A 14910-nucleotide genomic window follows, 5' to 3' on the forward strand; every position below is an offset into this window, starting at 1 on the left:
CGTGCCGACCGCACGGGATCCACGCTCAGCTGATCGGGGAATTCACATCGCCGGGGAGCACCAGCTGGGGAACCTGGCTGAAGCGCCAGCCCTTGCCGTCTCGGGTGAACACCCAGACCACGTCGAAGCGCTTGCCGGCCCACTTGGCGGGCGGCTTGGGATGAACCGCTCCCATGGCGGCGACGATGTCCGGGATCGCGCTGTGCTCCCAGCAGACCAGGACGTTCCCGTGAGCGGAGGCGAGCTTCTTGCCGAGCGCGGCCTCGTCGCCCTTGCCGTAGGAGAGCTTCGGCTGCTGCCCGAGCTCGGCCGCCAGCGGCGTTATCGTCTCGCTGTGACGCAGGCTCTTGTCACCGTTCGGGCGGGCCGCGTAGATGGTGGCGGGGCGCACCAGCCCGGCGCGGAGGCTCCCCTTCCGGGGGGCGAAGAGATCTACCAGTGCGCCTGCCCGCTGCCATCCGCGTACGGTGAGCGATCCGTCGTTCACCTGGCCGTCCTCGGTGACACCGAACGGAGCGCCCTTCGCCGCCGGCTTCTCCCCATGACGGATGATCATTACGGTGTCGGCGCCCACGGCCGACTCGCCGTCGCTCGCCGAGGTGCCGACGACATTCCTCGATCTGCCGTCACATCCCGCGGCGAGCGGTACGGCCGCCACCGCGCCACCGGCGGTCAGCAGGCGCAGCAGAGAACGGCGAGAAGTGGCAGGGTCCATCGGTGCTCCTTGTCAGTACGCTCGGCGGCACCCGAAACCGTCCGGAGCCGCAGCGGTCTCCTTCACTTGGGACAGGTCCGGCCTCGGTAGCCGATCGGGCCCTCGTTGTAGCGCCGGTAGTAGCCGATGAAGTCGCCCACGTCGGCTCGCAGCGCGACCGTGCCCGAGTTGCCCCGCTGATCCCGCCAGGTCACCCGCTCGACCGGAGCGCCGCCGTCGTCCACCAGCAGCCGCAGTTCGTCCGAGCGATGCCAGCCCCCGCCCCAGCCCTCCTCGGTCTGAAAGCGCCACACGCGCCTTCCGCCCGTCCCTCCGGGAAAGGCCCAGGAGCCGGCGAGCCGTCCGCGGAACTCGGAGAGCGTGCCGTCGGCGGCTCGGTGCTGCCCGAGGAACTCGGACATGTTCGACTGGAAGCCGACCGCCGCCTCCGCGCCGTCCGCCGTGCGCCAGCTCAGCTGTTCGGGAAGGGAGTTCTCGCCACGGTCGACGTGGAGCAGCAGTTCCTCGCCATCCACCCATGCCTTGGCATCGAGCGCGCGCAACTCCGTTGCGTAGGCGAACACCGACTCCCGTGCGGCCGTCGCGGCGAGGGCGCGCTCGGACTGCCCGCGCGCGTGCACCGGATCCACGGTGACCCGGTACAGCCACAGCATGCTGCGGGCGTCCTCCGAGCTTCGGACCACGAGGGTGTTCCGTCCGGGTTCGAGCAGCGAACCGGGCACGGCGAAGACGTTGTCCTGCGGGAGGTCGCCCCCGCCCGGCACGGTCAGTCCCTCGGCCAGCGGCTCGTCGTTGAGCACGACGTCCATCGGGGCATATCCGAGCTCGGACCACAGCTTCGAGACGAGAGCCGTCACCGTGAGCGTGGCCTCGGCGACCTCCTGGGGCCGGTCCACCACGAACTCGATCTCCACCGACCCCCCAGCCCCGATCGCCAGGTGCGACCCGCCACTATGGCAGCGATCGAGCCCGATTTCGGCGTTCGCCAACCGAGCCGGCTCAACAGAGAAATCGGCGTAAGTCACTTCCACGACGCTCCCCAGGGGCGAGAGACGAGACGATACCCGCAAGATCGACTAGCCGCCCCGGCCTTCGCCTCATTGCCGCCACCATGGACGTACGACCGCCCGAATCGCCCGGATCGGTCCGTCCACAATGGCGGCAAACAGGCAACCGCGACGGCATTGAAGCCCCGTCACGAGCGTTCGATGTTCGCTTTTCACGAAGATGTATTCGGCTTATGCGAACAGTGCCCCCGCCTCGGTCTCTTCTGAGTCGCCGGTCAGGGGGCTTCGGCGGCGGCGCGGGCGGCGTGAGGCAGGGCGTCGGTGATGCGGTCCAGAGCCGCGGTGTCGTGGGCGGCTGACAGGAACCAGGCCTCGTACGCCGACGGGGGCAGGTAGACGCCGTGGTCCAGGGCCGTGTGGAAGAACGCGGCGTAGCGGCGGGTGTTCTGGCGCTGGGCGTGCTCGAAGTCCAGGACCGCCTCGTCGGTGAAGAAGATCGAGAAGAGGTTGCCCGCGATCTGCAGGCGGTGGGGCACGCCCTCCTTGGTCAGGGCGGCCGTCGCGGCCTCGGCGACGACGGTGGCGGCGTGGTCGATCCGGGCGTACACCTCGTCGGTGGCGGCGCGGAGCGTGGCCAGGCCGGCGGCGGTGGCCAGGGGGTTCCCGGACAGGGTGCCCGCCTGGTAGACGGGGCCGGCGGGGGCGAGGCGGTCCATGATCTCGGCGCGTCCACCGAACGCCGCCGCGGGCAGGCCGCCGCCCATGACCTTGCCGAAGGTGTACAGGTCGCCCTGGACGCCCTCCAGGCCGTACCAGCCGGCGCGGGAGACACGGAAGCCCGTCAGCACTTCGTCGATGATGAGGAGGGCGCCGTACCGCTCGCAGATGCCCTTGAGGGCGGCGTTGAAGTCCTCGGTCGGCGGGACGATGCCCATGTTGGCCGGGCACGCCTCGGTGATGACGCAGGCGATCTCGTGGCCGTGCTCGCCGAACGTCTCCTCGACGGCGGCGATGTCGTTGTAGCGGAGCACGATCGTGTCGGCGGTGGCCGCGCCGGTGACGCCCGGCGAGTCGGGCAGGCCGAACGTCGCGACCCCCGACCCGGCCGCGGCCAGCAGCCCGTCGGCGTGCCCGTGGTAGCACCCGGCGAACTTCACGATCTTCGAGCGCCCGGTGAAGCCGCGCGCCAGGCGGATCGCCGACATCGTCGCCTCGGTGCCCGAGTTGACCAGGCGGACCTTGTCGATCGGCGTGCGGGCCACCATCTCCTCGGCCAGCAGGACCTCGCCCTCGGTGGGCGCGCCGTACGAGGTGCCGTGCTCGGCGGCCCGCCGGACGGCCTCGACGACCTCCGGGTGCCCGTGGCCGAGGATCATCGGACCCCACGAGCAGATCAGGTCGACGTACTCGTTGCCGTCGGCGTCGACGAGGTACGGGCCGCGGGCCGAGGCCATGAACCGCGGGGTGCCGCCCACGGCCCCGAAGGCGCGCACCGGGGAGTTGACTCCGCCCGGTATGACCGCACCTGCCCGGTCGAACAGTGCTTCGGAACGATTCGTGGAAGTCACCCCACGAGTCTCCCAGACGTCAATCGCAGGCGTCGGCCAGGATCTCCAGTAGCCGCACCGGGTCCGGCAGCGGCGCGTCGTACGGCTCTTTGACCCAGGTCACCGTACGGTCGAACGGCAGCACCGACGGCGGCGCGAGGACGTAGCTGTCCCGGCAGTGCCAGCGCATTCCCGGGCTGTCCTCGATGCTCTCGGGGACGGTATCGAGGTGGCAGGACCACCACTCGTCCTCGTCGACGGGCGCGCCACGAGTGGCGACGAAGAAGAGATAGCGCTCGTCACCGTGGTTGGCGACCGGGCCCACCGCTACGCCCTCCCGCTCCATCTCTTCGAGCGCCGCCCGACCCGCCTTGGCCGGGACGTCGAAGACGTCGAAGACCCGGCCCGTCGGCAGGACGATGTTCGCGTCCGGGTCCGTCATCCACCAGCGCGCCAGCGTGTCGGCGTCGACCGTGGCCTGCCGCTGCCACACCTGCGACCGAGGATGGGCCGCCGGCGACGGGCAGCCGATCCGGTCGCAGGAACACGCCCGGGTGTCGTCGCCGGTATGCTCACCCGGATAACAGGGCCAGCCCAGGGCGGCATACTCCTGGACGGCAGTGGCCATGCGCTCACGTCGGACCGACTCGCCCGTCTTGCGGCGGCCGGCCGACCGGTTCGTTCGCTTCGCTGATACATCCAGCATCCTGCTCCCCCTCCGCTCCTCTTCCGATGATGGCGCGCCGGTGTCTCGCGGGTTGCGGGAACCCCCGAAAAGCGGCGAAGCCGTGACCCGTCACCGGGCGGGTCACGGAGTGACCCGCCGCGGCGAGCGGAGTGGCCGGGTGAGGTGGTCACCCGGCCGCGGAAGCGAATGAGGGTTCGAAGTCAGGCGCGCAGGGCGCGTGCGACCTCCGTGGCCCAGTAGGTGAGGATGATGTCGGCGCCCGCGCGGCGGATCGAGACGAGCGTCTCCATGATCACTCGGTCGCGGTCGATCCAACCCTGGGCGGCGGCGGCCTCGACCATGGAGTACTCGCCGCTGACCTGGTACGCGGCGACAGGCACGTGGACCGCGTCGCGCACGCGGCGGATGACGTCGAGGTAGGTCAGCGCCGGCTTCACCATGACGACGTCGGCGCCCTCGTCGAGGTCCAGGAGGACCTCTCGTATCGACTCCTCGGCGTTGGACGGGTCCTGCTGGTACGCCGACCGGTCGCCGAACTGCGGCGCGCACTCGGCGGCCTCGCGGAACGGCCCGTAGAACGCCGAGGCGTACTTCACGGCGTACGCCATGATCGCGACGTTGCCGTAGCCGCCCTCGTCGAGGGCCGTACGGATCGCGGCGACCTGGCCGTCCATCATGCCGCTCGGGGCGACGACGTCGACGCCTGCGGCGGCCTGGGCGACGGCGATGGAGGCGTAACGCTCCAGGGTGGCGTCGTTGTCGACCTCACCGGAGGCCGTGAGGATGCCGCAGTGCCCGTGGTCGGTGTACTCGTCGAGGCACAGGTCGGCCGTGATCACCGTGGAGTCGCCGAGGTCGCCGCTCAGGTCGCGCAGCGCCTTCTGCACGATGCCGGCCGGGTCGTCGGCGGCCGAGCCGCGGCCGTCCTTGACCGCCGGGATGCCGAACAGGATCAGCCCGCCGACGCCGGCCTCCACCGCCTCGTGCGCCGCCTTGCGCAGGGACTCCCTGGTGTGCTGCACGACGCCCGGCATCGACGCGATCGGCTGCGGCTCGGTGATGCCCTCCTTCACGAAGAGCGGCAGCACGAGGTCGCTCGGGTGCAGGTGCGTCTCGGCGACGAGACGCCGCAGCGCCGGGGTGCGGCGAAGCCGGCGGGGGCGTACGACAGGGAACTGCGCGGTCACGGTGACCTTCTCTCAGGGCGATTACTTGCGCCGGCGTGCGCCGCGGCGCATCTCACTCGGCTTGCGGAGCGGGTCGCCGGCCTCGACCTGGGCGGCCCGCCGCTTGGCACCGTACTCCGCGAGCGCCTCGGCGAGGGCACTGACCGAGGGTTTGTCGGCCATGACGTCGACACGCAGGCCGTACTCCTCGGCGGTGCGCGCGGTCTGCGGCCCGATGCAGGCGATCACGGTGACGTTGTGCGGCTTGCCGGCGATGCCGATGAGGTTCCGTACGGTCGAGGACGAGGTGAACAGCACCGCGTCGAACCCGCCGCCTTTGATCGCCTCGCGGATCGGCGCGGGCGGCGGAGCGGCGCGTACGGTCCGGTAGGCGGTGACGTCGTCGCACTCCCAGCCGAGTTCGGTGAGCCCGGCGACGAGCGTCTCGGTGGCGATGTCGGCGCGCGGCAGCAGCACCCGGTTGATCGGGTCCAGGTCCTTGTCGTACGGCGGCCAGACCTCCAGGAGGCCGTCGGAGGACTGCTGGTCCTTCGGGGCGAGGTCGGGCTTGACGCCGAACTCCACGAGCGCGGCGGCGGTCTGCTCGCCCACGGCCGCGACCTTCAGGCCGGCGAAGGCGCGGGCGTCCAGACCGTACTGCTCGAACCGCTCGCGCACCGCGCGCACGGCGTTCGTGGAGGTGAAGATGACCCACTCGTAGCGGCCGGTGACCAGGCCCTTGATGGCACGCTCCATCTGCTGGGGCGTGCGCGGGGGCTCCACCGAGATGGTGGGCACCTCGTCGGGGACGGCGCCGTACGAGCGGAGCTGGTCGGACAGCGAGGCCGCCTGCTCCTTCGTACGAGGCACGAGGACCCGCCAGCCGAACAGCGGCTTGGTCTCGAACCACGACAGCTTCTCGCGCCAGCGGACGATGTCTCCGACGACGAGCAGCGCCGGCGACTCCAGGTGCTTGGTGTCGGAGGCGACCTTCGCGAGGGTCGAGTCGATGGTGTACTGCTCGGTCGTCGTGCCCATCGAGGTGACCGCCACCGGCGTCGTGTCGGACCGCCCGGCGACCATGAGGCCCTTGGCGATCTCGCCGATGGTGTTCTCCGCGCCGAGGATCACGAGGGTCGCCGCACCGGCGTGGGCGCTCCAGTCGACGCCGCCCTCCTGGGCGTCGACGACCACGGCGTCACGGTGCTTGCCGTCGATCAGCGGGATGCCGGCGTACCCGGGGACGCCGGTGACCGACGAGACGCCCGGGACGATCTCGAAAGGGACCTTGGACCTGGCGCAGACCTTGGCCTCCTCGGTGAGGGCGCAGCTCAGGCCGGGGTCGCCGCCGAGCACCCGGGCGACGACCTTGCCCGAGCGGGCCAGGCTCACGAGGCTCGCCCCCGCCGGGCCGATCACCTCGGCGGCCGGGTTGAAGTGCGCGCTGAACAGCGGCGCCATCGTCTCGTGGACCACGATGGCGTCGGCCGCGCCGAGGATTCTGACCGCACGAAGCGTCAGGAGTTCCGGATCGCCCGGGCCGACTCCGACGAAGGCCACCCTGCCCTGCCGCTCGCCGGACGCCGTCGCGCCGGACATCGCGGGGGCCTCGCCCTCGTCGTTCACGACCTTCTTGCTCGCGGGGCTCAAGATGTGCGCTCCCCCATCAACTGGTCGGCCCCCTCCGCGAGCATCCGGAGCGCGAGATCGCGTCCCAGGCGCTCGGAATCGTCAGGGGAACCGCTTTCGGACAACCGAATCTGCCGTTCACCGTCATACCCGACAACGACGCCGGTCAGATGCACGATTTCGTCATACCACGCAGCGTATGCGCCCACGGGGGCCGAGCAGCCCGCCTCGAGCGTGGCCAGGAGCGCCCGCTCGGCGGCCACCGCGGCCCTGGTCGGGGCGTCGTCGAGGGTGGCGAGAAGCTCGATGAGATCGGCGCGGTCGGCCCGGCACTCCACCGCCAGAGCGCCCTGACCCGGCGCGGGCAGCATCTGGTCCGGCTCGAAGATCTCGGAGACGGCCTCCAGCCGGTCGATCCGGGTCAGCCCCGCGAACGCCAGCACGACCGCGTCCACCTCGCCGTCGGTGACCTTCCGCAGCCGCGTGTCGGCGTTGCCGCGGATCGGCACGACGTCGAGGTCGGGGCGGAGCGCGCGCAGCTGCGCCATCCGGCGCGGCGACCCGGTGCCGATCCTGGCGCCACGCGGCAGGTCGGCCAGCTTGGCCGGCCCGCACAGGGCGTCCCGCGGATCGTCGCGCGGCGGGACCGCCGCGAGCGCGATGCCCTCGGCGGGCCCGGTGGGCAGGTCCTTCAGCGAGTGCACCGCGAAGTCGATCTCACCGGAGAGGAGCCGCTCGCGCAGCCCGTTGACGAACACGCCCGTGCCGCCGATCTGGGCCAGCTGCGCCTTCGAGACGTCGCCTTCGGTGGTCACGCCGACGAGCTCCACGGCTCGGCCGGTACGGGCGGTCAGGTCGTCGGCGACCAGCCCGGACTGGGTCATCGCCATCAGGCTGCGCCGGGTACCGAGTTTCAATGTCGTGCTCATGCCTCGCTCAGCGTTCCTCACTCATTCCGCGGCCGGGCTCGTGGCGCACCTGGCCACTCCGGAGCGTTCGCTCGGCGCCCACGCCTCGCTCAGCGCTCGGGACGTCCTCTGCCCGGATGACCGCCTCCGGGGCCTTGGGATCGAGATCGAAGAGTTCGCGCAACGCGTCGGCGTACGTGTCGCCGCCCGGGGAACCCGCCAACTCTTTCACGCGCACGGTCGGGGCGTGCAGCAGTTTGTCCACGACGCGGCGTACGGTCTGGGCGATCTCCGCTTGCGCCCGGTCGTCCAGCTCGGGCAGCCGGCCGCCGAGCCGGCCGAGCTCGGCCTCGACGACCTCTGCCGCCTTGCTGCGCAGCGCGACCACCGTCGGGGCGACCGTCGCCGCCACGAGGCCGAGCTGGAAGGCCTTGACCTCTTCGCACACGATCCGCCGGACGGCGTCGGTGTCGGCCTCGGCGGGCGCGTCGTCGTCCTCGCTGAGGTCGTCCAGGCCCACGAGGGTGACGCCGGGTAGGTCGCGGACCGCCCGGTCGACGTCGTGCGGCAGGGCGAGATCGAGCACGAACACCGGGCCCTGGAGCATGTCCGGGGTGATGACGAGGCCCGTGGCGCCGGTGCACGAGACGACGATGTCCGCCTCGGCGATCGCCTCCCGCAGGTCCGCGAGCCGGATCGCCCGCGCCGGTGCGTCGGTCGCCTCGGCCAGGCGGACACCGCGTTCGAAGGTGCGGTTGGCGATGACGATCTCGCCGACGCCTTCCCGGGCGAGAGTCGCGACCGCCAGGGAGCTCATCGAACCGGCGCCCACCACGAGGGCCCGCTTACCCTCCAGGGTCCCTGCCCGGCTCAGGCCCACGCTGACGAGGGACGCGCCCGCCCGGTCGATGCCGGTCTCGTTCCGCGCCCGCTTGCCGACGCGCAGCGCCTGCTGAATCGCCTCGTTCAGCGCCCGGTCGACGGTGCCGTACTTCTGGGCGAGCTTGAGGGCGGTGCGAAGCTGACCGGCGATCTGGCCCTCGCCGACGACCATGGAGTCCAGGCCGCAGGCCACCGAGAAGACGTGCTGGACCGCACGCTCCTCATAGTGGACGTACAGGTGCCGGGACAGCTCGTCCAGCGGCACGTCCGAGTGCCGGGAGAGCAGCTCGGAGATGGCCGAGACGCCCGCGTGGAACTTGTCGACGTCGGCGTACACCTCGATGCGATTGCACGTCGAGACCACCACGACGCCGCTGACGCTCGGAGCGCCGTGCACGTCGTGCAGCAGCTTGACGAGCCGCTCGCCGGTGACCGCTGTGCGTTCCAGCAGCGCGACGGGGGCGCTGCGGTGACTCAGCCCGACCACGAGAATGCTCACTGGTGCTCCCGTCCCTCACCTGTCGCCCCTGACCAGCGCGTACGCAGCCGTGTCGGCACGCCCGCTTGGATCATTGGCCATCCACCGCCTCGAGATACTCCTGTTCCACTCCGGCGGGGCCTCCGGCCTTCCGCTGCTCGTGGAACGCGAGGATTTGAAGCTCGATCGACAGGTCGACCTTACGCACATCGACGCCATCTGGCACAGTCAGGACAACAGGGGCGAAGTTCAGAATGCTCGTGACCCCGCTCGCCACCACCCGATCGCAGACCGCCTGGGCGGCCGGCGCGGGCACCGCCAGGACCGCGATCGAGATCCCGCAGTCGGTGATCACACGCTCGAGCTTGTCGATGTGCTCGACGGTCAGGCCGTTGATGCGCTCCCCCACGATCGCCGGATCGGCGTCCAGCAGAGCGGCCATCCGGAACCCGCGGGAGGCGAACCCGCCGTACCCCGCGAGGGCGCGGCCGAGGTTACCGAGGCCGACGATGGCCACCGACCAGTCCTGGGTGAGGCCGAGCTCGCGGGAGATCTGGTAGACGAGGTACTGCACCTCGTAGCCGACACCCCGGGTGCCGTACGACCCGAGGTGGGACAGGTCCTTGCGGAGCTTGGCAGAATTGACGCCCGCGGCGGCGGCGAGCTCCTCCGACGAGACGGTGACGACATCGCGCTCGGCGAGCGTGTGCAAGGCGCGGAGGTAGACCGGGAGCCTGGCCACGGTCGCCTCTGGGATGCCCCGGTTTCGCGCACCGAGGATGGATCGACGGGTCACAAGCCTGCTCTTCGGGACTCGACGACGCGGCCGGTCCTAAGTCGCCCGGGGCCCGGTCGCCTGGACTTTTCTCAGATTAAGCCTTTGTGAACACGCGCACAAAGTCGGGCCGTACGCCGTTCGGCCGCCTCCGGACCGCCGGACGACCTCGGAAACCCTGTCGGCGCGCAGCTCAGCGGCGTCTCCCCGGCGCAGCGGCCGCTTCTCCCGGCCGCGGAGGATGTGACCAAGGAGACATCGACACCTCACCGGCACCTGCGGTAAAGGCGGACGGTCAGGAGCTCAGGGCGGTGCGCAGGCGGCCCTCGTCGACTCGCCAGAAGTCGTGCTGCACGCCGTCGACGAACGTGACCGGGATCTGGTCCCAGTAGCGCCGCGTGTCCTCCTCGGAGGCGGTGATGTCGCGCTCCTCCCAGCCGACGCCGAGGTCCCCGCAGACGCGCGCGATCACTTCGCGCGCGTCATCGCACAGGTGGCAGCCCGGCTTTCCGAGCAGCAGGACGCGGGACGTGTCAGCCATGAGGCCAGCGTACGGACGGGTTCGACGGGTGCGACGGCGGGGACTGGTGCCCGTTCGGCCGCGGCGGCGCCGGACGCGGACCGGTCGTGTCATGGGGAGCCGGACGCGGACCGGTCATGTCGTGCGGCGCCGGGCGCGGACCGGTCATGTCGTTGGGCAGGCGATTCGGATCGTGCATCGGGCGCTGGGCGGGGTACTGCGGCCTGGGCGACTCTCCCGTGGAGTACTGGGGCCGGGGTGACTCCCCTGTCGAGTACTGCGGCCTCGGTGACTCTCCCGTCGAGTACTGGGGCCTCGGTGACTCTCCTGTCGAGTACTGGGGCCTGGGTGACTCCCCCGTGGAGTACTGCGGCCTGGGCGGCTCCTGGGCCGGGCGCGGAGGCTCGTAGGCCGGGCGGGCGCCCTCGTGCGGGGGACGGTGGCCGTTCTGCGCCGGACGATGGCCGTTCTGCGGCGGCCGCTGGGCCTCGGGAGGCGGCGTGACCTTGGCGGCGGTGGCGGTCAGCTCGATGACGTTCGTGCCCGCGACGTGGGTCCGCGCCTCGGATGCGAACCGCTGGGCGTGCGGCTGCCGCGTGTGGTTCTCCACCGCGGCGGCGTCGTGGAAGAGCTGGTAGAAGATCCGCTGCAGCGGGGCGTTGTCGACCGCGTGGCAGGCGTAGACCAGGGTGCCCGGCTCACGCTCGATCACCGCGCGGGTGACCTCGATGGCCAGCCGGTCGAACGCGTCCTGGTGCCCGTCGAGCAACGTGTACATGGTGATCCGGCCGTACTGCCCGACGGGGAACGGCATCGGCCCCGACATGCCGGGCGCCGGCGCGAACGACGGCTGGCCGGAGTACTGCCCGCCCGCCGGCGGGCCCTGAGGAGGAGTGCTCTGAGGCGGAAGCGGCTGCCGTCCGTGGGGAGGCTGCCCTGCGTAGTTGGCCATCTCGTCGTACGGCTCCGCTTCTTCTTCGTATTCGTCTTCGTCATCGTGGGCCCGCTGCGGCAGCACGCGGGCGGTCCCGAACCAGATCAGGGCGACGGCGCCACCGAGCGCGAGCGGCGCCAGCGGTCCGGGCAGGAAGCCGCGCGTCGCGGTGACCACGAGCACGCCCGCGAGCGCGACCATGGCCACGGTGATCATGATCTCGGTGGCGGCGCGATCGCGTTTGTTGCCGCGCATCGCGGTGACCGCGACGCAGGAGACGAGCGACACGACCGCGAAGACGTGGCCCCCGTCGAGGATGAGCTTGGGCAGCGACGAATAGTGGCCGGGGACCTTCGGCAGGCTCTTGCCGAAGGTGCCGATGATGGGGTCGAGCAGGATGATGACCACGGCCACGACGACGTACGAGCCGGCGATGAGCCGCGCCGCGAAACGCGCCTGCACCGTGCGGGCCACCAGCTCGACGACGCCGAGCGCCAGGCTGAACGGTGCCAGCAGTCCGCCGAACAGTTCGACGAACCGCAGCAGTGCGGGCGAGAAGCCGGTCGCGTACCCGGCGGTCATCGCGCCCAGCGCGAGGCCGAGGGCGGCGAGCGTGCCCGTCCAGGCGAAGAGGTAGATCCGCCGTTCGGGGAACGCGCGCATGGCGAGCAGCCCCGCACACCCGAGGGCGGCGAGGGTCGCCAGAAGTGCCACCGCGACGTTGACCATCGACCCCATGTTGCCCGATCACTGGAGTGGACAGGTACCGGATCGCCCGGTCCGCCCCAGGAAATCGCTATGCGCTGCATGAGCGCATTTACCAACTGATTCATCATCGGTCGCCATTGCCAACGTTACTCGCCGGTATCTAGCATGTGCGACACATCCGGTGGCCGCTCAGCACCGAGGAGTACTGGATGCGCAGTCTCACCCTCGATCCCCCTCTGGTGTCCCCCGAGGCGGCCGTCGGCACGGTCATCCCGAAGACCGTCGTCGACCAGGATGAGCTGCGCGAACTCGTACTCCGGGCCCGGGCCGGCGAGTCGGACGCCTTCGCCGCGCTCTACGACCGCTACGTCGACCTCGTCTACCGCTACGTCTACTACCGCGTCGGCGCCCACCCCCTCGCCGAGGACCTCACCAGCGAGACGTTCCTGCGGGCGCTGCGCCGGATGAGCGTGTTCACCTGGCAGGGCAAGGACTTCGGCGCCTGGCTCGTCACCATCGCCCGCAATCTCGTCCTGGACCACTTCAAGTCCAGCCGGTACCGGCTGGAGATCTGCACGGCGGAGCCCGATACGGGGGACCGCTGGGAGGAGGGGCCCGAACGCGCCGTCCTCGACGCCTTCACCTACCGAGCGCTGTTCTCGGCGGTCCGGGCCCTGGGGTCGGAACAGCGGGAGTGCGTCGTCCTGCGGTTCCTGCACGGCCTGTCGGTCGCCGAGACCGCCATGGTCATGGGAAAGAACAGCGGGGCGATCAAGGCGCTCCAGCACCGCGCCGTGCGCTCCCTCGCCCGCGCCATCCCACCCGATAGAGACACCGACGAGTCTTGCGGGAACGCCCGAGGTTCCCGCAAGAACAGCTGAAGAGACACCGACGGTTAACGGTCCCTGTCGATTACGGCTGATCGAAAGTGGTTACCCTCGACTCATGCGGTTGTGGCCATGGGGTGACGATGCCGATGACGCCGAACTGGCAGGTGAGGCGGCGGCAGCGGCCGCGGAGGTCGACGCGCCGCCGCCGGTGCTCGACCCCGGCGCCGCGGCGTTCTTCGACGTCGACAACACGTTGATCCGAGGCGCGTCCATCTACCACTTCGCGCGCGGCCTCGCCGCCCGCAAGCTGTTCACCTTCCGCGACCTGGCGCTGTTCGCGCTGGGCCAGGCGTCGTTCCGGGTGCGCGGCTCGGAGAACGCCGAGCACATCAGCACCGCGCGCGAGGCCGCCCTGGCGTTCGTGGCCGGGCGCAGCGTGAGCGAGCTCGTCAGCCTCTGCGAGGAGATCTACGACGAGAAGATGGCCGACCGGATCTGGCACGGCACGCGCGCCCTCGCCCTCAAACACCTGGACGCCGGCCAGCAGGTCTGGCTCGTCACGGCCACGCCGGTCGAGCTCGCCCGGATCATCTCCCACCGGCTCGGCCTGACCGGCGCCCTCGGCACCGTCGCCGAGACCGAGGACGGCGTCTACACCGGGCGGCTGGTCGGTCACCTCCTGCACGGTCCCGCCAAGGCCGGCGCCGTACGGGCGCTCGCCAAGCGCGAGGGCCTCGACCTGTCGCGCTGCTCGGCGTACAGCGACTCCTACAACGACCTGCCGATGCTGACGGCGGTCGGCAACCCTCGCGCCGTCAACCCCGACGCCGAGCTCCGCGAGCACGCCCGGGAGCACGACTGGCCGGTCCACGACTTCCGTACCGGCCGCAAGGCCACCATGGCCGCGCTGCCGGTCGCCGCCGGAGCGGGCGCCCTCGTGGGCGGCGTCGCCGCCGGGGTGGCGCTCCGCCGCCACTACCGCGACCGCTGAACCGGAGCGGCGCACCGCCGCCCTCACCCGCCGAGCACGCCCAGGACGGGCGTACCCGACGCCTGGAGGCCCGCCAAGGCTTCAGGGCACGCAGACGGCGCGGCCCGCCGGGGAACGCCCGGAGGCGTCTCCCTGGCGGGCCTGCGGCGTCCGCTCAGCGGCCGCTGAGGCGCAGCATCGCCTCCGGGTAGCGGGCGCCGGCGACCGGCAGCTCCAGCTCCTTCAGCTCCGCCTCGCTGAGCTCGATCTCGGCCGCGCCGAGGTTCTCCTCGAGCCTCGTACGCCGCTTGGTGCCGGGGATCGGCACGACGTCCTGTCCCTGGTGCAGCAGCCAGGCCAGGGCCAGCTGCGCCGCCGTCACACCCTTGCGCGCGGCCAGGTCCCGGACGGCCTCGGCGGCCTTCACGTTGGCGTCGTAGTTGGCGCCCTGGAAGCGCGGGTCGTTGCGACGGTAGTCGTCCTCCCCGTACTCCTCGGCCCGGCGGACCTCGCCGGTCAGGAAGCCGCGCCCGAGCGGCGAGTACGGCACGAGCCCGATGCCGAGCTCCCGGACGGCCGGGAGAATCTCGTCGTCCAGGCCCCGCTCCCACAGCGAGTACTCCGACTGCAGGGCCGACACGGGGAACGTGGCGTGGGCCCGGCGGATCGTCTCCGCGCCGGCCTCGGACAGGCCGAAGAAGCGGACCTTGCCCTCCTGGACCAGCTCGCCGACGGCGCCGGCGACGTCCTCGATCGGCACCTCCGGGTCGACGCGGTGCTGGTAGAGCAGGTCGACGTGGTCGGTGCCGAGACGCCGCAGCTGCTGCTCGAGCACCTGCTTGATGTGCTCGGGGCGGCTGTTCAGACCACGGCGCTCGCCGTTCTCGCCCAGCTCGAAGCCGAACTTCGTGGCGATGACCGCCTCGTCGCGGCGGCCCTGGAGCGCCCGGCCCACGAGCTCCTCGTTCGTCCAGGGGCCGTAGATCTCGGCCGTGTCGAAGAAGTCACCGCCGAGCTCCAGCGCCCGGTGGATCGTGGCGATGGACTCCTCGTCGTCGCCCTGACCGTACGCCCAGGTCATGCCCATGCAGCCCAGGCCGAGCGCCGACACTTCGAGTCCCTGCGTACCCAGTCTTCTCTTCTCCATGGCGAC

14 protein-coding genes are annotated in these 14910 nt (G+C 71.2%); 2 read left to right on the forward strand and 12 right to left on the reverse strand.

Annotation, left to right across the window (positions count from 1 at the left end):
* Positions 1–25: 25 nt before the first annotated feature.
* The 11 genes from ACQP2O_RS49445 to ACQP2O_RS49495 all read right to left on the reverse strand — a co-directional run bounded on the left by ACQP2O_RS49445 (position 26) and on the right by ACQP2O_RS49495 (position 11978).
* Positions 26–715: a hypothetical protein gene (locus ACQP2O_RS49445; RefSeq protein WP_433176788.1), complete on the reverse strand. Its 690-nt coding sequence runs from the start codon at positions 713–715 to the stop codon at positions 26–28.
* A 62-nt stretch (positions 716–777) separates the two neighbouring features.
* Positions 778–1629 carry a hypothetical protein gene (locus tag ACQP2O_RS49450; RefSeq protein WP_433176789.1) on the reverse strand — a complete coding sequence of 284 codons (852 nt, stop codon included), beginning with the start codon at positions 1627–1629 and terminating at the stop codon, positions 778–780.
* Positions 1630–1997: 368 nt separating this feature from the next.
* Positions 1998–3290 (reverse strand): glutamate-1-semialdehyde 2,1-aminomutase, encoded by a 1293-nt coding sequence (hemL, locus tag ACQP2O_RS49455; protein ID WP_433176791.1) that lies wholly within the window; start codon positions 3288–3290, stop codon positions 1998–2000.
* Positions 3291–3309: 19 nt separating this feature from the next.
* The gene (locus ACQP2O_RS49460) at positions 3310–3975 is read right to left on the reverse strand and encodes a bifunctional DNA primase/polymerase (protein WP_433176793.1); all 666 of its coding nucleotides are present in this window, start codon (positions 3973–3975) and stop codon (positions 3310–3312) included.
* Between the two features lie 182 nt (positions 3976–4157).
* Positions 4158–5144, reverse strand: a complete 987-nt coding sequence (gene hemB / locus ACQP2O_RS49465) for a porphobilinogen synthase (RefSeq protein WP_433176795.1) — start codon at positions 5142–5144, stop codon at positions 4158–4160.
* Positions 5145–5165: 21 nt separating this feature from the next.
* Positions 5166–6722, reverse strand: a complete 1557-nt coding sequence (locus ACQP2O_RS49470) for a uroporphyrinogen-III synthase (protein WP_433191425.1) — start codon at positions 6720–6722, stop codon at positions 5166–5168.
* Between the two features lie 47 nt (positions 6723–6769).
* Positions 6770–7681: a hydroxymethylbilane synthase gene (hemC, locus tag ACQP2O_RS49475; protein ID WP_433176797.1), complete on the reverse strand. Its 912-nt coding sequence runs from the start codon at positions 7679–7681 to the stop codon at positions 6770–6772.
* Positions 7682–7688: 7 nt separating this feature from the next.
* Positions 7689–9041 carry a glutamyl-tRNA reductase gene (locus ACQP2O_RS49480; RefSeq protein ID WP_433176799.1) on the reverse strand — a complete coding sequence of 451 codons (1353 nt, stop codon included), beginning with the start codon at positions 9039–9041 and terminating at the stop codon, positions 7689–7691.
* Between the two features lie 70 nt (positions 9042–9111).
* Positions 9112–9816 (reverse strand): redox-sensing transcriptional repressor Rex, encoded by a 705-nt coding sequence (locus ACQP2O_RS49485; protein WP_433176801.1) that lies wholly within the window; start codon positions 9814–9816, stop codon positions 9112–9114.
* A 274-nt stretch (positions 9817–10090) separates the two neighbouring features.
* Positions 10091–10336, reverse strand: coding sequence for a glutaredoxin family protein (locus ACQP2O_RS49490; RefSeq protein ID WP_433176803.1), 246 nt, complete (start codon positions 10334–10336; stop codon positions 10091–10093).
* Positions 10329–11978 carry an antibiotic biosynthesis monooxygenase gene (locus ACQP2O_RS49495; protein WP_433176805.1) on the reverse strand — a complete coding sequence of 550 codons (1650 nt, stop codon included), beginning with the start codon at positions 11976–11978 and terminating at the stop codon, positions 10329–10331. Before ACQP2O_RS49495 ends, ACQP2O_RS49490 begins: the two co-directional genes overlap by 8 nt.
* A gap of 188 nt (positions 11979–12166) precedes the next feature.
* Between ACQP2O_RS49495 and ACQP2O_RS49500 the strand changes: the two genes are divergently transcribed.
* A complete protein-coding gene (locus ACQP2O_RS49500; RefSeq protein ID WP_433176808.1) occupies positions 12167–12838 on the forward strand; it encodes a sigma-70 family RNA polymerase sigma factor in 672 nt (223 codons plus the stop codon).
* A 64-nt stretch (positions 12839–12902) separates the two neighbouring features.
* Entirely contained in the window at positions 12903–13778 is an 876-nt protein-coding gene (locus ACQP2O_RS49505; RefSeq protein WP_433176809.1) for an HAD family hydrolase, read from the forward strand.
* Positions 13779–13932: 154 nt separating this feature from the next.
* Here the strand turns inward: ACQP2O_RS49505 and ACQP2O_RS49510 are convergent, their stop codons facing one another.
* Positions 13933–14904, reverse strand: a complete 972-nt coding sequence (locus ACQP2O_RS49510; RefSeq protein WP_433176811.1) for an aldo/keto reductase — start codon at positions 14902–14904, stop codon at positions 13933–13935.
* Between the last annotated feature and the right edge of the window lie 6 nt (positions 14905–14910).

The organism is Actinoallomurus sp. CA-150999, assembly GCF_050942425.1.
Lineage (GTDB): Bacteria > Actinomycetota > Actinomycetes > Streptosporangiales > Streptosporangiaceae > Actinoallomurus.